Annotated in this window: 15 protein-coding genes; 10 read left to right on the forward strand and 5 right to left on the reverse strand. The window is 68.0% G+C overall.

Annotated features, from left to right (window positions below):
* The first annotated feature begins 159 nt into the window (after window positions 1–159).
* Entirely contained in the window at window positions 160–1,473 is a 1,314-nt protein-coding gene (locus AC1ROD_RS07030; RefSeq protein WP_492947527.1) for a tyrosine-type recombinase/integrase, read from the forward strand.
* 90 nt (window positions 1,474–1,563) lie between these two features.
* Here the strand turns inward: AC1ROD_RS07030 and AC1ROD_RS07035 are convergent, their stop codons facing one another.
* Complete coding sequence (locus AC1ROD_RS07035) at window positions 1,564–2,070, reverse strand: thermonuclease family protein (protein ID WP_492947528.1); 507 nt, start codon at window positions 2,068–2,070, stop codon at window positions 1,564–1,566.
* A gap of 67 nt (window positions 2,071–2,137) precedes the next feature.
* On the opposite strand from AC1ROD_RS07035, the gene radC reads away from it, so the two are divergent.
* The 4 genes from radC (at window position 2,138) to AC1ROD_RS07055 (ending at window position 10,184) form a co-directional block, all read left to right on the forward strand.
* Entirely contained in the window at window positions 2,138–2,749 is a 612-nt protein-coding gene (gene radC, locus AC1ROD_RS07040; protein ID WP_492947529.1) for a RadC family protein, read from the forward strand.
* The gene (locus tag AC1ROD_RS07045) at window positions 2,746–3,657 is read left to right on the forward strand and encodes a toprim domain-containing protein (protein ID WP_492947530.1); all 912 of its coding nucleotides are present in this window, start codon (window positions 2,746–2,748) and stop codon (window positions 3,655–3,657) included. Before radC ends, AC1ROD_RS07045 begins: the two co-directional genes overlap by 4 nt.
* Window positions 3,658–3,695: 38 nt before the next feature.
* Window positions 3,696–5,762, forward strand: coding sequence for a ParB/RepB/Spo0J family partition protein (locus AC1ROD_RS07050; protein WP_492947531.1), 2,067 nt, complete (start codon window positions 3,696–3,698; stop codon window positions 5,760–5,762).
* Window positions 5,763–5,903: 141 nt separating this feature from the next.
* On the forward strand, window positions 5,904–10,184 hold the full coding sequence (locus AC1ROD_RS07055; RefSeq protein ID WP_492947532.1) for a strawberry notch-like NTP hydrolase domain-containing protein: 4,281 nt from the start codon (window positions 5,904–5,906) through the stop codon (window positions 10,182–10,184).
* Between the two features lie 17 nt (window positions 10,185–10,201).
* On the opposite strand, the gene AC1ROD_RS07060 is transcribed toward AC1ROD_RS07055, so the two are convergent.
* Complete coding sequence (locus tag AC1ROD_RS07060; RefSeq protein WP_492947533.1) at window positions 10,202–10,921, reverse strand: NRDE family protein; 720 nt, start codon at window positions 10,919–10,921, stop codon at window positions 10,202–10,204.
* A gap of 159 nt (window positions 10,922–11,080) precedes the next feature.
* Here AC1ROD_RS07060 and AC1ROD_RS07065 point away from each other — a divergent pair, with 159 nt between their 5' ends.
* The 5 genes from AC1ROD_RS07065 (at window position 11,081) to AC1ROD_RS07085 (ending at window position 15,255) form a co-directional block, all read left to right on the forward strand.
* A complete protein-coding gene (locus AC1ROD_RS07065; protein WP_492947534.1) occupies window positions 11,081–11,446 on the forward strand; it encodes a single-stranded DNA-binding protein in 366 nt (121 codons plus the stop codon).
* A 37-nt stretch (window positions 11,447–11,483) separates the two neighbouring features.
* The gene (locus AC1ROD_RS07070) at window positions 11,484–11,909 is read left to right on the forward strand and encodes a single-stranded DNA-binding protein (protein ID WP_492947535.1); all 426 of its coding nucleotides are present in this window, start codon (window positions 11,484–11,486) and stop codon (window positions 11,907–11,909) included.
* A 124-nt stretch (window positions 11,910–12,033) separates the two neighbouring features.
* Window positions 12,034–12,441, forward strand: a complete 408-nt coding sequence (locus tag AC1ROD_RS07075; protein WP_492947536.1) for a GcrA family cell cycle regulator — start codon at window positions 12,034–12,036, stop codon at window positions 12,439–12,441.
* Between the two features lie 305 nt (window positions 12,442–12,746).
* On the forward strand, window positions 12,747–13,685 hold the full coding sequence (locus tag AC1ROD_RS07080) for a DUF2493 domain-containing protein (protein ID WP_492947537.1): 939 nt from the start codon (window positions 12,747–12,749) through the stop codon (window positions 13,683–13,685).
* 331 nt (window positions 13,686–14,016) lie between these two features.
* Window positions 14,017–15,255, forward strand: coding sequence for a DUF3363 domain-containing protein (locus tag AC1ROD_RS07085; protein WP_492947538.1), 1,239 nt, complete (start codon window positions 14,017–14,019; stop codon window positions 15,253–15,255).
* Window positions 15,256–15,394: 139 nt separating this feature from the next.
* On the opposite strand, the gene AC1ROD_RS07090 is transcribed toward AC1ROD_RS07085, so the two are convergent.
* The 3 genes from AC1ROD_RS07090 to AC1ROD_RS07100 are packed head-to-tail and all read right to left on the reverse strand — an operon-like array spanning window position 15,395 to window position 17,924.
* Window positions 15,395–16,534 (reverse strand): hybrid sensor histidine kinase/response regulator, encoded by a 1,140-nt coding sequence (locus AC1ROD_RS07090; RefSeq protein ID WP_492947539.1) that lies wholly within the window; start codon window positions 16,532–16,534, stop codon window positions 15,395–15,397.
* Window positions 16,531–17,103 carry a chemotaxis protein CheB gene (locus tag AC1ROD_RS07095; protein WP_492947540.1) on the reverse strand — a complete coding sequence of 191 codons (573 nt, stop codon included), beginning with the start codon at window positions 17,101–17,103 and terminating at the stop codon, window positions 16,531–16,533. The genes AC1ROD_RS07090 and AC1ROD_RS07095 overlap by 4 nt, the downstream gene beginning before the upstream one ends.
* Window positions 17,100–17,924, reverse strand: coding sequence for a CheR family methyltransferase (locus AC1ROD_RS07100; protein WP_492947541.1), 825 nt, complete (start codon window positions 17,922–17,924; stop codon window positions 17,100–17,102). Before AC1ROD_RS07100 ends, AC1ROD_RS07095 begins: the two co-directional genes overlap by 4 nt.
* Window positions 17,925–17,932: the final 8 nt, after the last annotated feature.

Raw genomic sequence — 17,932 nt, forward strand, 5'->3', positions numbered from 1 at the left:
CTTTTCGCCAAGTGTCAAAACTGGTGAAAATGATATACGAATCAGATTGTTAGGTTGTTCTCCGCGCTTCATCGCTTTTCGCCCAGTTTCTGCATTTTGTGCCCCCGTTGTGCCCCAGCATGATCGGGGGCACACTGCTCTCACTGGAGGGAGCGCCGCGTGCCCAAACTCAGCGAGAACAATCTGACCGCACGTTCTGTCGCTGCTGCTCGCGCGGTAGGCGGTCGACGCAAGGAAATCTGGGATAGCCGTACGGGTCTGGGCCTCCGAGTGTCGCCGACCGGCGAGAAAACCTGGGTCGTCCGATATCGCACGCTGGATGGACGACAGCCTCGAATGACGCTTGGTCCTGCGGGCGAAGGGATCGGAGCGATGGATCTCAAGACGGCTCGCGACAAGGCGATTGCGATCCGGGGCGAAGCGCGAGACGGCGGCGATCCGGCAGGAGACCAGCGGCGTCAGGCGGCCGCCAAGAAGGCCGAACCCATCAAGACGGTTGATGATTTGGCCACGGCCTACTTCACGCAAACCGAGGACGGCCGCTACCGAGCAACACGCCGCCGCAAAAAGGCCGAGACCATTGTTGTTGAGAGGCGGCTCTGGAAGAGCCGTTTGAAGGCGGAACTCGGCTCGATAAATCTCGACAAGCTTCGGCGCCAGGATGTGAAGAGCCTCCTGCAGAACATCGCGGACGAGGCCCCGATCCAGTCCAATCGCGCCCTGGCTCTGGTGCGGGGAATGTTGAACTTCGCGGTTGCCATCGAGCGAATCCCCATCAACCCGATTGCGGGCCTCAAGGCCGTGTCGGAGGAGCGGCCACGCGAGCGCATCCTGAGCGATGTAGAGCTGAAGTTGCTCTGGAACGCCTTGGCTCGGCCCGTCGATCTCGTCCGCGAGACCGCCAAGGGGCCCGTCAAGCTCATGGTCAGTGACGCTGTCGCAATCGGTTTGAAACTGGCGATCGTCCTGCTGCAACGCAGGTCCGAAGTCGCGGGCATGCGTAAGGACGAACTCAGGCTGGATGAAGCGGTCTGGGTTATCGGATCCGCCCGGATGAAAGCGGGCCGCACCCACCTCGTTCCCCTGCCGTCGTCTGCTGTCGATCTGATCCGGGAAGCGATCGCCCTGCAGACGGATGGAAAGTCGCCCTTCGTGTTTCCAGCCCCGTGGCGCAAGCTGGCGGACAAACCGATTGAAGGCGGCGCGCTCAGCCATGCGTTGAGCGACATCTACGCGGCAATCGGGATTGAGGGCGCGACCCTTCACGATCTGCGTCGAACCGGTGCCGCCAACATGGCCTCCGAACGGCTGAAGGTGGCCCCGGTCGTGATTTCGCGTGTCCTGGGGCACACCCTGGACAGCGGGGGCGGGTCGATGGTGACGGCGCGGCACTACGCGATCTATGACTACGCCAGCGAGAAGCGCGCGGCCCTGACCGCGTGGGAAGCGCTCCTCTCCAAGATCGTGGAGTAACGCAAGAGGCGTCGTCTTGGGGGCGGCTGACAGCCCCGAGCCGCTGGCCCCTTTCCAACCGGCTCGGCAGGTCGTGGCCTATCGGACAGGCTAGCGGCCGCCTTCACGACCACCAGCGGCGCGCAGCAAATCTCCCAGCGGGCGTCCGTCAAGCCGGCATCGGGCGATTACCCTGTCGTAGACGATGACCCGGCCATTCCGGCCGCGGACTGCGACGCAATCGATACGGCGCCCCAGAGCGAGGCCGAGAAGGCGATCCCGAGCGGCGCGACCGCCGGGACTGTGCAGTTCCGGCGCATCGAAATCAGCCAGCCGGACCTCAATCCAACTGGACGCATTTGCGCTTTCACCGACGCAAAGCCCGTCCCCGTCGCCGACATAGCGAACCGCACCGGAAAAGGTCTGACCCGCGTGGGCGGGCAATCGACCTTCGCAGGGATCGGCGTGGGCGACCGCGGGGACGGCGAGGACAGAAAAGATGAGCCACCACTTCATGTGCTCAAGGTGAGCCGATCCGGCCTGATCGGGAAGCGTGGTCGGGAAGAAAGGAAGGGCAGCCGGGAATGCTCCGATTGGGAGCTCGCTGGAGACCGCCATGCGCCCGCTACCTGACCTCGAACCCGCGACCGCCGCAGCCGGGCGTTCACCCGACACGAGTTCCCTCGTGAACCTCGGCGACCGCGCCCTCCTGGCGCTTCTGCTCGGCCGCAGCATGCGACAGACATCCATCGGTGCCGTGGACGCCCTGTTTGTCCGGTTCGGCGACATCGCCGCCATCGCTTCCGCCGATGTGCCGGAACTGGCGCGCGCGAGCGGGCTTGGACCCGAGGCGCTGACCGACCTCAAGCTGCTCCGTGTCCTCAGCGAACGGCTGGTCCGCGCCGAGGCTTCGAGACGGCCGGTCATCACCAGCTGGACGGCCTTGCTCGCCTATGTTCGGGTCGCGTTGGCCGAGGAGCCCAGGGAGCAATTCCGAGCCCTGTTCCTCGACAAACGCAACCGGCTCTTGAGCGATGAACTGGTCGCCCACGGAACGATCGACCATGCCCCCGTCTATCCGCGCGAGGTCGTGAGGCGGGCGCTCGAGGTGTCTGCCGCATCCATCATCCTCGTCCACAATCACCCCTCGGGCGATCCCGAGCCGTCCCGCGCCGACATCGAGATGACGCGGGAGATCGTCGACGCCGCCAAGGTCTTCGACATCCAGGTTCATGATCATCTGATCGTCGGGAGGGACGGTACGGCCAGCCTGCGCACCCTGGGGCACTTCCGATGAGCCTGCGCCAGATCGTGGCGATCCTCGGCGGCGACCTCTATCAGAACGGCCTGCGCGCCAATGTGCCGGCGCCCGGCCATGGGAAGGCGGACCGTTCTGTCTCGCTGCTGCTCGATGGCGGCCGGGTCGTCATCCACACCTTCGGCGCGGCCGATTGGCGGGAGGTCCGCGACGACCTGCGGCGTCGCGGACTGGTCGATTCCGGCGGTCGGCTCTTGGGCGTCTCGGGCACGCCGGACCGGCCCGTCATAGACCACCCCCGACGGCGCGCGGTCGCGGGCGCGCTCTGGCGGGATGGGGTAGGGCCGGCGTGGACCGGCGTGGTCGCACGTCACCTGGCCGTGCGCAGCGTCGCCTGGCGAGAAGACCTCGACGACCTGCTCGAACATCCCCGCGCCCCTTTCTCGGTCTACCGTCCGGGGCGGCGCGCTGGACGCGCGATGATGACCGGGATCCGTTCGCCTTCAGGGGATCTGACGGCCGTCGAGCTCACCTATCTCGCGACCAACGGCCAAGGCGCATCGGGTCTGAGGGTTCCCCGTAAGACCGTGGGCCAGGTTCTGCCGGGATCGGCCGTTCGGCTACGTCCGGCGGCGGCGCGGATGCTGGTGGCCGAGGGCGTCGTCACCACCCTGTCCGCCATGGCCCGCTTCGACCTGCCGGGCTGGGCGCTCATGTCCGCCGGGAACCTCTCGCGGTGGCATGCACCCCACCAGGTTTCGACGGTTCTCATCGCCGGAGACCGGGGCGACGCGGGGGAGACCGCCGCGACGCGCCTGGCCAGGCGGCTCCAGCGGGATGGCGTGGAAGCGATCCTCGCCTTTCCGCCGCGCCCGTTCGGCGACTGGAACGAGGCCGCTCGAGACCATCAGAAAGCGGGAAAGGAAGGGCGCGGACGGGCGCCGTAAAGGCGGGGATGGACCTCGCCTCCGGCAGGAGAACCCTCATGTCCCGTTCAACCGCCGTCGCCGTCGTCGCCACCCCCTTCCAGGTCGCGTCGACCCGTAGCCGCCCGCTGGTCCCTCTCCGTGATCTCGACATCGCCCCGGAGAACCTTCGCTTCGGCGAGCCCCCCGACGATGACATTCCTCTGCTTGCCGAGACCCTGTTCGCCGCCGGTCAGCTGCAGCCCCTGACCGTTCGGCCCGGTCGAAAGAAGGAAGCCGCCAATATGGCGCTCGACGGCCGGCGGCGCTTGCTGGCGCTTCGTCTTCTGGTCGAACAGGGACGTATCGACGACAGCTTCCTCATCGACGTCTTCGTCGAGACGGATCCCGCCCGCCAGGCCGCGGCTGTCCTGCTCACCAACACGGCCGTGCCGTTCCATGTCGCCGACATCATCGCCGCGATCGGCCGGATGCTGAAAGGCAAGCTTGGCGTGCCCACAATCGCCAAGGCACTGGGATACGCGGAAATCGACATCAAACGTCTCGCGGCCCTTTCCGCCCTGCCGGATGTCGCGTTGCAGGCGCTGCGGCTCGGCCGGCTGAACCTGCGCCAGGCGCGCCTGCTCGCCCGGCTTTCCGACCCCGACGAGCAGGCGGAGCTGGCTCGGATGACCCTCGACGGTCATGGGTTCCAGGATTGGCGGGTGACCGAAAAGCTCGACGAGGCCCGTGTCACCGCGCGCGACCCCCGCTGCGGCCTCATCGGGCCGGAACGCTACGCCGAGGCCGGGGGGCGCACCGAGACCGATCTGTTCGGCGAGCTGCCGCCGGTGCTGCTGGACCCGGCCATTCTCACCGAGGTCTGGACCCGGCGTGCGCGAGAAATCGCCCTGATCTACGAGGCCGAGGGCCTGGCGGTCCACGTCACGGCGGGTCCCGAACCGGACCTGCCGGACGATCTGGAAGCCGCCGGTTACGTCTACGGCGGCATGCTTCCGGCCACGGAGATGGCGGACTACCGCGACAAGCGCGACGCCTTCAACGCCGCCGTCGATGGGGTCGAGGCGGTTCTGACGGAGACGACCGACGCGGAGGCGGTGGACGCCACGCTCGATGTGATGATCCGCTCCCGGCTGGCCATGGATCAGGCGGGATGGAACGGTCGCGCAGCCACGACCCTGGTCCTACGTCCTGCCGCACGCACCGGGATCGAAGTCCGGTGCTTCACGCCCGTGGAACCGGAAATCGAGGACGAGACCGACGATCAGGCGCCCGCCTCCGCGGGGGGCATCGCTGCCGCGCCCGTCTACCGGCCGCCCGAGGTCGATACGCCGGAACCCGAGACCGAGGGCGTCAATCACGCCCTTCACGCCGTGCGCACCGACGTGGCCACCCGCGGTCTGATCCGCGCCCTCGCCGACGATCCCGGCGTCGCCTTCACGGCGCTGATCGCCCGCCTGTTCAACCAGCTGGCCGTCAGAACCTTCGGCCAGAGGTCCGAGTCCGCCCTCGCCCTGACCGCGTCCGCCTTCAAGCCGACCGGCGGTCGCGTCATCGAGACGCTGGACGGCGAGGTCCGCCAGAGGCTCGACGATCGGCGCGCCGCCTGGGAGGCGTCGGGCCAGACGGTGATCGCCTGGGTGCATGGTCTCGCCCATGGCGACAAGATGGGTCTGCTGGCCGAGCTCACCGCCCTCTCCCTGGATGTTCGGGAGGAGCGGACCACACTGATCCGCAAGTCGGCCCGGGCCGAAGCCGCTGAACTCGCCGAGCTTTGCGGCGCGGACATCAGTCTGCACTGGACCCCGGACGCCGAGTTCCTGAAGCCGCATTCCAAGACCCTGCTGCTGAAGATGCTGGAAGAGATGGACCGGGCGGATGTGAGGGCGGCCCTGCTGAAGAAGGCCGACCTGATCCCTTGGGTCGAGGAGAATGCGGCCGAGAAGAGATGGGCGCCGGCCAGCCTGTCCTGGACCACGCCGCCCGACGTCGACGAGGTCGCGGCATCAGACGCTGGCGATCGGGAGAGCGACACGGCCGAAGAGCGTGAAGGCGATGCCGAAGACGGAGCCGGCGCCTTCGAGGTCACCGCTGAAGGCGAGGCGGCGCTCCACGACGCCGCCTGATCAAGGCGCCAAGACGACGAGGCCCGTCGCGACATCGTCGCGGCGGGCCTTCGTCATGGAAGGCGGGAGGAAGGGCGGCTAGGCGCGGGCCTGGAGGACCGGAGGGATTAACCCGCCGCTCCAGGCGACGGAGCCCTTCCCATGACCGCCGCGCAGACACCGCCTCAGACCGCCAGCCTCTCGCTCTTCAGCGCACCACGCCCGTGCGACCGCGCCGCCAACCTCATGGCCGCCGCACGAGCGCTCGTCACCCACCTGGCCCGGTCCCGCCTGCTGGACCGCAAACTGGTCTCCAGCGTCATGACCACCGGCTTCGGCGGGTCGGACGCCGAGGGCTTGTGGAACTGGCGGGACGCCTATGAGGCCATCGAGGCGGCGACCGTTCTGCAGATCCGCCGGCTGGCGCCCCAGGTGTCGCGGCTCGAGGACGCGCCGGCCGCCATCACCGCCCTTCTGGCGACGGTCGGCGGCCTGGGTCTGACCCACAGCCGACGCAGCGAGGATCAGATCGCGCTGGACCAGTTCTCCACCCCGCCGGAACTGGCGGCGCTCGTGGTGCTGGCCGGCCAGGTTCGCCCGGGCGACAAGGTGCTGGAGCCTTCGGCGGGCACCGGCCTGATCGCCATCGTCGCCGAGGCCTGCGGCGGGGCTCTGACTCTGAACGAAATGGCCGAGGGTCGCGCCGTCCTGCTCGACGGCCTGTTCGCTTCGGCGACGCGGTCACGTCTTGATGGACGTCGCGTCCAGGACCTGTTGCCGGGCGCGGGCGGCTTCGACGTCGCGGTCTGTAATCCGCCCTTCACCGACCTCGAGGCGCATCTGACGGGGGCCTTCTCGGCCCTTGCCGATGGCGGGCGCCTGTCCGCCGTCGTGCCGATCACCGCCCTCATCGACGAGGGTCTGATGCGTCGGCTGAGCGCCAGGGGGCGGGTCGTCGCCCGGATCGGCTTTCCGCCACGCGCCTTCTCCAGGCACGGCACCAGCGTTGAGACCGGGTTGCTGGTTCTGGACCGGCTCGAGGGCGGCGCAGCAGTCGCTGCGCTCGCGAACGGTGAAGATCTCGCCGCCTGCGCCGCCCTGGCTTCGGCTGTGCCCGAGCGCGCCAAGGCCAAGCCGAGGGTTCGCCTCGAACTCGGGGCGCAGACCTTGTTGGCGCCCCGGGACCGGTTGCTGGCCCTGCCGTCCGGGCGGCTTGGCTTCCTCGCGCGAGCGTCCCCCATCACCTATGAGGCCCTCGCCTGGATGGGCGAGGGCCGCGATGTCGGCCTCTACCAGGCACACCGATTGGCGCGGATCGCCCTGACCGACGAGAGGCCGCATCCCTCTCCCTTGGTGGAATCCGGCCCAATGGCGTCGGTCGCGCCTCCGGCGCCGACCTATCGGCCGGTGCTGCCGCCGTCGGTCCGGGAGGACGGCCGGATCTCCGACGCCCAGCTGGAGACGGTCATCTACGCCGGCGAGGCTCACGCCGGCATGCTGCCCGCCTGGTGGACGCCGGGAGAGGCGGCTCATCAGCTCAGGTTGTCGCGGGAGGAGGACGAGGGTTCCGTCCAGCTCCGGCGCGGCTTCTTCCTTGGCGACGGCACCGGCTGCGGCAAGGGCCGGGAGATCGCCGCCGTCATCGCCGACAACATGGCCCAGGGGCGAACCAAGGCCCTGTGGCTGTCCAAGAATGACGCCCTGCTCGACGACGCCCGGCGGGACTGGGGCGCGATCGGCGGCGGCGCCCACGACATCGTGCCGCTCAACAGCTGGAAGCTGGGAGATGGCGTGCGGCTGGATCGCGGGATCGTCTTCACCACCTACGCCACCCTGCGCCAGCCGGCGCGGGGGCAAAAGATGTCCCGGCTCGATCAGATCGTCGCCTGGCTGGGAGAGGACTTCGACGGGGTCATCGCCTTCGACGAGGCCCACGCCATGGCCAACGCCGCCGGGGGCGGCAAGGGCGCGCGGGGGACCAAGAAGGCCTCGCTGCAAGGGATGGCCGGACTGGCGCTTCAGAACCGGCTGCCGAACGCCCGGGTGCTCTATGTCTCGGCGACCGGGGCCACCACCGCGGAGAATCTGGCTTACGCGGCCCGTCTGGGTCTCTGGGGCGGGCCGGAGGCGCCTTTCGTGACTCGCGACGACTTCCTCGACGCCATGGACAAGGGCGGGGTCGCCGCCATGGAGCTGGTGGCGCGCGAGCTCAAGGCGCTGGGCCTCTACGTCGCGCGCTCCCTGTCGTTCGAGGGCGTCGAGTACGAGCCGCTCTTCCACGCCCTGACCGAGGACGACATCACCATCTGGGACGCCTGGGCCGACGCCTTCCAGCTGATCCACGCCAATCTGGGCGAGGCGCTGAAAGCAACCGGCTTCAATGATGAGGAAGGCGAGGCCAGGAGCGGCTTGGCCGCCTCCGCGGTCCACTCGGCGTTCGAAGGCGCCAAGCTGCGCTTCTTCGGCCACCTGCTCGCGGGGTTGAAGGCGCCGACGCTTGCGGCGTCGATCCGGGCGGACCTGACCGAAGGGCGTTCCGCCGTGGTCCAGATCGTTTCGACGAACGAGGCGGTGATGGAGCGAAGACTGGCGTCGATCCCGCCGGAGGAATGGAACAACCTCTCCATCGACCTGACGCCGCGCGAATATGTCCTCGACTATCTGCGCGAGGCTTTCCCGGTGAATCTCATGGAGGCGATCGAGGGTGACGACGGCGCCGTGACGCTGGTCCCGGTCATGGTCGACGGCAGGCCCGCCGTGAGCCAGGAGGCGTTGCGCCGGCGCGAAGACCTGATCGAGAAGATGGCGTTCCTGCCGGCCGTGCCCGGCGTTCTGGACGCCCTTCTGGACACCTTCGGAACAGAGGCGGTCGCAGAGATCACGGGACGGTCGCGTCGCGTCGTCGCGCGTGACGGACGCCGGCTCGTCGAGCGCCGCGGCGCCTCGGCCGCGCGGTCGGAGACCGACGCCTTCATGTCCGGCCGCAAGCGTATCCTGGTCTTCTCGGCCGCGGGCGGGACAGGACGCAGCTACCACGCCGACCTCTCGGCGCCGAACCAGCAGCGCCGCTCGCACTACCTGGTCGAACCGGGCTGGCGGGCGGATACCGCCATCCAGGGTCTGGGGCGCAGTCATCGAACCCACCAGGCGTGTCCGCCGCTGTTCCGCCCGGTCACCGCCGACATCCACGGCGAGAAGCGGTTCACCTCGACCATCGCCCGACGGCTGGATTCGCTTGGGGCCCTGACGCGCGGCGAACGCCGCATGGCGGGCGCGGGTCTGTTCCGGGCCGAGGACAATCTGGAAAGTCCGTGGGCGCGCCGCGCCTTGCTGGTCTTCTACGGCGCGCTCGGCTTCGGCGAGCTGTCGTCCATGACGGTGGAGGACTTCGAGACCAGGACCGGCCTGAAGCTGCGCGACGCCGACGGCGGGCTCAAGCCCTCCGACGACCTGCCGCCGATCCACACCTTCCTGAACCGGCTGCTGGCGTTGCGCATCGCCGACCAGAACGCCCTGTTCGCCGACTTCGACGGCATCCTCTCGGGGATCCTCGAAAGGGCCGCCGCCTCGGGCGATCTGGATCGCGGTCTGGAGGACATCGAGGCCGAGGAACTGGCCGTGGTCGAGGAGGAGACCATCCGCACCGACGTCTCGACCGGGGCGGAAACCGCACTCGTCACCTTCGAACTGAAGGTGCGGCGTGAGATCGTCAGCTCGGACGCGGCGTTGGAAGGCGCTGAAGGCTCGGCCTTCCGCCTGGTCGTCAACGACCGCTCCGGCCGCGCCGCCGTGGCCGAGTTCGGGTTGACCACCACGACCGACGACGACCGGCTTGTGCCGGCGGTGCGCCTCTTGCGGCCTGACCAGCATCAGGTCACGCCGGAGAAGACGTTCGAGGAATCGGCCTGGGCCCAGACCGACGAGGCGGTGTGGCGGTCGGTCTGGGACGCCGAAGTCGCCGCGACCGATCCGTGGCGGACACGCCGCCTGACCCTGGCGACCGGCCTGCTGTTGCCGATCTGGGGAAAGCTGCCGTCCAAGGGCTGTTCGGTTCGCCGCGTACGCGCGCCGGACGGTCGGCGTTGGCTGGGCCGCGTGCTGGACGAGGTTCAGGCCGCCAGCCTGAAGACGGCGCTGGGCCTGACCGAGGTCGGAGACGCCTGGGCCGACGGCGGGCGCACCGCTGCGGCCGTGCTTGACCGCAATGTGCAGCTCGCCCTTTCGGGCGGCCTGTGGCTCAAGCGATCGCGGGTCATGGACCGCTGGCGGCTGGAAGTGGTCGGGGGCCGCACCGACCGTGACGCCCTGGTCGCGCTCGGCTGCTTCGTCGAGATTATCGCCTACGCCCCACGTGTCTTCGTTCCGGCGGACCGGCCCGATGTCGTGGAGGGGGTGCTGCGCCGCCACCCGGTCCAGTCGATCCTGGAGGGCGCGGCGGCCTGAAGGATCGGTCGGCGCCGTCAGATCAGCCAGTGAAACGCGATCTCCGTCTCCCCCGTGACGGCGCCGACCGCATCGAAGCGCCGCTCCCAGATCCTGCCACGCCCGGTTCGATCCACGGCGACGACGGTGCTGCACCGCGTTCCATAAAGGTCGTTGAGGAGGAAGATCGGCCGGTCAGCCCTGGCCGGTCGTCCCTGCTCGCGATCGTCGAGGCTCGCGAGAAGACCTTCGGGCTGCCCGGCCGCCGCCGCGAGCCGGGCCTGTGCGGCCTCGGTCAACCGCTCCTTGCGGTCCCACGCCGCATCGAGAAGACCGTTGGAAAGCGCGTGCCACCCCGGGGCCAGAGACCGGGACAGCGGCTCGGGGCGGTTGGTCCGCTCCATGGCCGCATCTTCGGCGATGACGATCAGGTTGAAGGGGTTGAAGCGGCTCAGCTCCGGGGAGTCGAAGGGCGCACGGCTCACGAGCGCGTCGTGGACCAACCCGCCGCGGCTCAGCCGGTCGGGATCCGGCGCGCCCTGTCCGGTGACATTGGTGACGACGGCGAAGCGGGGATGGGGCTCGGAGACGCCCATCCACATGCCGCCGGACTGAAGATCGCGCCCGCCGATGACACCCGAGCCGTCGCCCCAGCGCGCCAGCGGCGCGGACGGGCGGGCGTGGGCTTCGTCCCGGTTGCCCGCCGCCACGAGCAGCCAGTCCGGATGGATATCCCAGGCGAGAGTGAGAACGCACATGCCCCAGCATCGCGCGAAAGCGGATCGATAGCGACAGTCCAGGCGGTCACGCCCGGGCGAAAGCGCCCGGCCGGGAGCTGAGGAGGAAGGGAGGTCCCGGGCGAAGCGGGATTGGGGAGATCGGCTCCCCCGGCGGCTTCGGATCAACAGGAGACTGACATGCAGACCATGGTGTTCACGGGCCGCCTCGCGGCCGACCCCCAGATCAGCGACGATTTCGGCAAGGCGGTCTTCCGCCTGCTCGAACAGCGCGGGACCGACAATGCCGGCAAGGCCCGGCTGGTCGGCGTCAACTGCGTCAGCTGGTCGAAGGGCCTCAACGAGAAGGTCATCGCCCGCGGGCTGGCGCAAGGCTGCGAGGCCGTCGTGATCGGCACCTTCATCGACACCGCCTACACCGCCCGCGACGGGTTGGAGCGGACCGCCAAGGAGCTGGTGATCAACCGGCTCACTGTCCTCGACTGGGCTGAAGACCGCCAAGCTGATGCGAGCGCCGACCCGGCCGACGACCGCATCGCCGCCTGATCCTCAACCCCTCATCCTCATTTCAAGGAGACTGACCATGCAATCCCTGACCCTCGAAGGCTATCTGGCCGCAGACCCTTCCATCCTGTCGGCGCAAGGCTCCGGCAAGACGCGCGCGAGCTTTCGCGTCGTGGAAACCACCCGCTTCCGGCGCGCCAACGGTGAACCCGGCGAGCGGACCACCGGCTTCAACTGCATCTGCTTCAACGAAGCGACGGCTGAAAACTACATCCAGCCCTATGCCCGAAAGGGCAGCCGCGTCGTGATCCAGGGCCATGTCGAAAACGACACCTGGACCGGCAAGGACGGGGTGGAGCACTACGACCTTCGCCTCGTCGTCAGCGACATCCGGTTGAAGAACCGACGCGTCGCCGGCGAACCGTCCCAAGACCGGTCCGGCGTCGCCGACCACGTCGTCGAGGCGGGCGGCGGCTACGATCTCAACGACGACATCCCGTTCTGATCCGAAGCGGAGATTTGAAGGGCCCGGGCGCGCTGCGCCTCGGGCCCTTTTCGTGCTGGCGAAGGGAAGGCCGGAGGAAGGGCGCGGTCGGGCGAGCCATCGGGGCTCGACGAAGGAGACCGCCATGTCCGCCTGGACCCAAGACCGTATCAATCTGCTGAAGCGCCTGTGGCTCGAAGGGCGGAGCGCCGAGACCATCGCCCTGGAGCTCGGCGGCGGTCTCACCCGCAACGCCGTCCTCGGCAAGGTCGCCCGCCTGGGCCTCTGGGAAGAGCGCACAGGCGCCCGGCCTCAGCGTGAGGCGGCGCATCGCGTGCCGCTCGAACTTCCGCCCGATGGTGTTGCGACCATCCTGTCGGTGAGGCGGACGGATTGCCGTTGGCCGTATGGCGAACCGGGTGACGCCGCCTTTAGCCTCTGCGGTCGTCCGTCTGAACGCGGAGCCTTCTGCGCCGCCCATGCGGCGATCGCCTATCGGCCCACACCGCTGTCGGTGGAGGGTCTTATGCGCCTCGCAGGCGTGGCGCCTTGAGGACGGCTCGCTCGCCTGGGGTGCGCCGCCGGCTCGCCGGCGTCGAAGGACGAGAAGATCGATGCGTTGCCGTCCGTATCGGCGCGACGGCGCCGAATGGGGTCGTCGTCGCGAAGGGCGACGACGACATTGTCCCCACACAACGCCCTCCGATCTTGTCACAGCACCCCGGAAGTCAACGGCTGCGCCGTTCCCCTCCACGGACGACAAGAGGTCGTCCGCTCCGGTGACTGCCGGGGGCCCCGCTGTGGCCAAGACCGGGGTCGTTGCGCATGGGGCGCACGGCATTCTCAAGGAATGTTCCAATGACCCACTTCAACACTCCCTTCTCTGCTTCCTCGAAGACCGACTCCGCCTTCGACGACCTGACCGCGTCCCTGGGGGATCCGCGTCCGCACCCGACCGAGGACGCCCTGATCCAGCTCGGGCGCGCGCTCATGACCGAGCTCGTGGACGTGATCTCCGACACCGCTCTGGAGGACTATCAGACGATCCTCGGTGAAGCCCTTATCGGCGCCTTCCACTCGGCCGCAGGACGGATCGAACGACATGCGGATCGGGCGCGCGACGCAATGCGATCGCTTGATCGGGACTTCGACGGATCGGAAGCGGCCGATGTTGAACTTCAGGAAGCGACAGCGAAGGCTCGGGCGGGGGATGCGGCGACCCAGGCCTGCGAACTGATCCGGGATGCGGCGTCCGAAACCTGGACGATCGCGACCGGGGAGGTCTGGACCGCCTGGCGCGGATCACGACGCGGCACCCATCTGACGGCGGCCCAGCTGGAGGCGAAACAGGCGATCCGGGCGATCCGAAATCGTCGGTCCGGAGACGCCGATCCGGGCGGTCCGGTGATCGCCTTCCGGGGCGCGCCGACGGCCGACACCGCCGAGGACGCCGGGCGAATCTTCGACGCCCTCAACTGGGCGAAGGGGGAGTGGCCGGACATGGCTCTGGCGACGACCGGGGCGAAGGGCTCCGAGAAGCTGGCGATCAAATGGGCGGCCCAGAAGGGGGTGAAGCTGATCCTCGCCCGGGCGGATTTCGACGCTCACGGCAAGGCCGCCCCCTTCCGGGCGAACGACGAACTGATCGCGCTCGAGCCGGAGGTCTGCCTGACGCTCGTCCATTCGCTGGCGGGAATGAGGGCGGAGCAGCGGCCGTTCGGACCGGCGCTCAACCTCGGTCAGAAAGCGATGGAGAATGGGATGCGGCACATGGCCATCAAGGCCCGGGCCGCCTGACGCGTAACAGGCTGGATGAAGGACCCGCTCGGCTTCGGCCGGGCGGGTTTTTCCTTGTCATCCGGAAGGCGTCGGAGATCAGGCGATCGCAAGAAGACGCGGAGGCGTGGAATTCCCTGCGGCTTTGCGCGGTTTTGCGACCGTACGCTGGATATTGATGGTTAGGTCTGAAAATCCGTCGAAAGGGCTGTAGGGCAAGATAAAAGAGGGTGATCGGCAGTCCTGGTTTCCTGTAGTTTCTCAGGACGTTATCGGCCTGATCTGCGGCGATGCACGACTTGCGGAGAGTTGTCTGGTTCGCAGCGCGTCGGTGACGGACTGGAGCCTTGCGATGCTGATCCGCGACGCCATTCAGATCCGGATGTCGGTACCCTTGGAGCGCGACGGCGCGTCCGGAGCCACAGACCTTCCCCGTCGGCTGAAGACGGAGCGGATGACCGTCAGGAACGGCATGATGAAGCGGCTGGCGGCGACGCGCCTGTTCGCTCTCGGCGACCGGTCAGGCGTGTTGAGGGCGGCCCAGACCCGGTCCGGACGGGCTTTTCGTCTCGAGGTCCGGCAAAGGGTGATCGTCAAGGCCCTGGTCTCACGCCACGTCGGCAGGGGAGCGGACCGGACGGCGACCTTGGGAAAACATGTCGCCTATCTCGGTCGATCGGGGGCCGGCGCCGAGGGGGCGAAGCCGGAGTTCTTCGATCGGGACCGGGACGCCCTGAGCGCTCGGTCCGAGACCGAAGGATGGAGCGAGGACCGGCATCATTTCCGGTTCATCGTCTCGCCCGAGCACGGCGACCGACTGGACCTGAAGTCCTACGTCCGCGAGGTGATGGGGCGGGTGTCGGCGGACCTTGGAGAACCGGATCTGAAATGGATCGCAACCTGCCATTACGACACCGACCAGCCGCACGCCCACGTGCTCGTTCGGGGGCGGCGGGGGGATGGGCGGGACATGGTCATTCCGCGCGATTACATGGGCTACGGATTTCGCGCCCGGGCCCAGGAAGTGGCGCAGGAACGGCTTGGCGATCTGTCGCGTGCGGACGCCGAGCGTAGGATTTGGCGGGAGACCCAGGCGGACCGGTTCACGGGCTTTGATCGCCGTCTGGTCGCCGCAGCGGACGGTGAGGGCAGGGTGGGTGACGGCGCCGGGGCGAGCGATCCCTGGGCGGCCCTGAACCGCGGACGCCTGCTTCACCTTGAGGCGCTCGGCCTCGCTGTCCACGAGGGCGATCGATACCGGCTTGACGCTGCGCTTGAAGAGAAGCTTCGCGGTTTACAGACGCGACGTGACATTCTGCGCACCTTGAACCAGAGGCGGCTGGAGACCGGCCATGAGAGCCGGATGCTTGGCCACGCGCCCGTGCGGGGGGCTGTGGTCGGCGGCGGCGTACATGACGAGATCGGCGCTGCCTCCTTCGTCCTGGTGCGCGATCGGGAAGGCGTCGATTATTACGCGAGACTGAGACCCGGGACGGCGGTGCTGCGACAAGGCCAGACGGTGACCATGGGACTGGATGACCATGGCTTCGCCAGAATGCTCGATGGCCGAGGCTCTACGCTGGCCCGGTGAGAGCGCCCGGTCGGGCTGCGGGCCCAGAAGGACCCCGGCATTCAGCGGGGGGCGGGGCGTTACCCGCTCGGCAGCGTCGACCTCTCTGCTGTCTCCACGATCTTCGGACACAGATCCACGGGAGGGCCATCCGGTAACGTCATGCGCTGCGCGGAAGAACCACTCTGAAGCAACTCCCCGCGCCTTCGCCGGCGCTGGACACCGAAATCGCACCCTGATGCAGATCCACCAGCTGACGCACCAGGGCCAGGCCGATGCCGAGACCCTCAGCCGAGCGGGCATCCGGTCCCGGCGCCTGGGTGTAGAGGTCGAAGATGCCGGACTGAATGTGCTCGGGGATTCCAACTCCGTTGTCGGACACAGAGAATACGACGGCGTCGGTCTCAAGCGCGACCTCAAGACGGATATCGCCCTGTGGCGGGGTATATTTGGCGGCGTTGGTCAGCAGGTTGCTCAGAATCTGCGACAGCCGCGTGAAGTCGGCGGTTACCCAGGCCGGTTCGACCGGGCCCTCGACAGTGAGAGTGTGGCGGCCCGCATCGATCTTGGGGCCACTCGTCTCTACGGCGGAATCGATGACGGCCTCGACAGACACACGCTCAAGCCGCAGAGCGATTTTGCCCTGGTCGATGCGGGTCACATCGAGAAGGTCCTCGACCAGCCGGGCCAGGTGCAGGACCTGGGTCGCCATCCGGTCGCGGATCAGCCTCGCCTTGTCTTCCTCGGCTTCGCGACCGAGGAGTTGAAGCCCGGCGCGCAGGGCCATGACCGGATTGCGCAACTCATGGCCCAGGACGGCCAGGAACTCGTTCTTTCGCTTGTCGGCGGTGGCGAGGGTGCGGGTCGCCTCGTCGAGGGCGTCGCGGTGGTTCTGGATTTGTCGGCGCTGGGCGAAGAGATCGCAGAAGACCCGGGTCTTGCTGCGCAGGATATCGGGTTCTATCGGCTTCTGGATGAAGTCCACGGCCCCGGCCTCATAGCCCCGAAACCGGCGCTGGCTATCGGCGCTGCCGGCCGTGACGAAAATGATCGGAACATGGCGCGTACGGCTGGACCCGCGCATAAATTCCGCGAGTTGAAAGCCGTCCATCCCGGGCATCTGCACATCGAGGAGCGCGAGCGCGACGTCCTGGGTCAGCAGAAGCTCAAGCGCCTCGTCCCCAGAGCGGGCCTTGAGCACGACCAGACCGTCCCGGTGCAACAGCGCCTCCAGGGACATCAGGTTTTCCTCGAGGTCGTCCACGATCAGAACGGGGATCGGCGCGTCGTCGGTCGTCATGGGGCGGGCCGTTCGGAGAGAAGGGTGAGAATGGCGTCGAGGGACAGGACCTCGGCTTCTGGACAGGCGATCAGGGCCGCCTCCGGCATGGCGGCGGCATAGGCGTTTGCGGGATCCTGGACGATCGCCCGGCCGCCGGCGTCGCATACGGCGCGCAGGCCGCGGGCTCCGTCGTCATTGGCCCCGGTGAAGATGACGCCCGTCAACGCCGGGCCCGCGGCGTCGGCGGCGCTTTCGAAGAGCACGTCGATGGACGGCCGCGAATAGTTCACCTGCGCATCTGACGACAGGGACAGGGAGAAATCCTTTTCCATCAGCAGGTGATAGTCTGGCGGCGCGAGATAGAGCACGCCCGACCGCAGACGCTCCTTGTCCTCGGCCTCCTTGACCTGAACGGCGCACCGCGACGCCAGAAGCTCGGGGAGGACATTGTCCCGATCGGGAGGGATATGGACGACCGCGACCACGGGCGGGCCATCCGCCGGCAGACGGGGCGCGAGATCCAGCAGAACCTGCACGGCTCCGGCGGAGGCTCCGAGAACGACGACCGGGCGGGGATCGGCGCTCATACGGTCCGTTTCCGATAGATCTTCTCGGGTCCGGCCATCTCGGTAAAGGCGTCGGCGTGGCGCGAGAAGCGCAGACTCTCGCGCGAACCGAGACCCAGGACGCCGCCGCGGGGCAGGGCGTCGCGGAATAGTCCGATCGCACGGTCCTGAAGGTCCCGATCGAAATAGATCATCACATTGCGGCATGAGACGAACTGGACCTCGGCGAAGACGGCGTCCGTCACCAGACTGTGGTCGGCGAACACGACCCGGCTGCGCAGGCTCTTGTCGAAAACGGCGCGGCCGTAGTCAGCGGTGTAGTAGTCCGACAGGGAGGAGCGACCGCCGGACTTCTGATGGTTCTCCGTAAACTTGCGGATCCGGTCCAGGGCGTAGACGCCCGCCTCGGCGGCGCGCAGGGCGTCCGGATTGATGTCGGTGGCGTAGAAGAGGGTCCGGTCGAACAGGCCCTCCTCCTTGAACAGGATGGCGAGGGAGTAGACCTCCTCGCCGTGACTGCAGCCCGCGACCCAGACCTTGAGGGAGGGGAAGGTGCGCAGATGCGGCGCGACAACCTCGCGCAGCGCCCGGAAATAGGCCGGGTCCCTGAACATCTCGCTGACCTGAACCGTCAGATAGCCGAGCAGGCTGGGCAGGAGATCCGGCGTATGCAGGACGTCCGCCTGCAGCGCCGATATCGAGGCATAGCCCATCTGGTCACGCGCCTGCAGGAGGCGGCGCTTGATCGACGCCCGCGCGTAATCACGGAAGTCGTAGTGGTAGCGCTGGAACAGCGCCTCCAGCAGAAGCTGGATTTCCAGATCCTCGAGACTGTCCGGCACCATGGTCC

The organism is Brevundimonas sp. GW821-FHT12E07, assembly GCF_058807035.1.

Bases quoted from the DNA above. Each gene is read 5' to 3' on its own strand.
- AC1ROD_RS07035 (WP_492947528.1), bottom strand. From the start codon at position 2,070: ATGGCGGTCTCCAGCGAGCTCCCAATCGGAGCATTCCCGGCTGCCCTT.
- AC1ROD_RS07045 (WP_492947530.1), top strand. From the start codon at position 2,746: ATGAGCCTGCGCCAGATCGTGGCGATCCTCGGCGGCGACCTCTATCAG.
- AC1ROD_RS07050 (WP_492947531.1), top strand. From the start codon at position 3,696: ATGTCCCGTTCAACCGCCGTCGCCGTCGTCGCCACCCCCTTCCAGGTC.
- AC1ROD_RS07055 (WP_492947532.1), top strand. From the start codon at position 5,904: ATGACCGCCGCGCAGACACCGCCTCAGACCGCCAGCCTCTCGCTCTTC.
- AC1ROD_RS07060 (WP_492947533.1), bottom strand. From the start codon at position 10,921: ATGTGCGTTCTCACTCTCGCCTGGGATATCCATCCGGACTGGCTGCTC.
- AC1ROD_RS07065 (WP_492947534.1), top strand. From the start codon at position 11,081: ATGCAGACCATGGTGTTCACGGGCCGCCTCGCGGCCGACCCCCAGATC.
- AC1ROD_RS07070 (WP_492947535.1), top strand. From the start codon at position 11,484: ATGCAATCCCTGACCCTCGAAGGCTATCTGGCCGCAGACCCTTCCATC.
- AC1ROD_RS07075 (WP_492947536.1), top strand. From the start codon at position 12,034: ATGTCCGCCTGGACCCAAGACCGTATCAATCTGCTGAAGCGCCTGTGG.
- AC1ROD_RS07080 (WP_492947537.1), top strand. From the start codon at position 12,747: ATGACCCACTTCAACACTCCCTTCTCTGCTTCCTCGAAGACCGACTCC.
- AC1ROD_RS07085 (WP_492947538.1), top strand. From the start codon at position 14,017: ATGCTGATCCGCGACGCCATTCAGATCCGGATGTCGGTACCCTTGGAG.
- AC1ROD_RS07090 (WP_492947539.1), bottom strand. From the start codon at position 16,534: ATGACGACCGACGACGCGCCGATCCCCGTTCTGATCGTGGACGACCTC.
- AC1ROD_RS07095 (WP_492947540.1), bottom strand. From the start codon at position 17,103: ATGAGCGCCGATCCCCGCCCGGTCGTCGTTCTCGGAGCCTCCGCCGGA.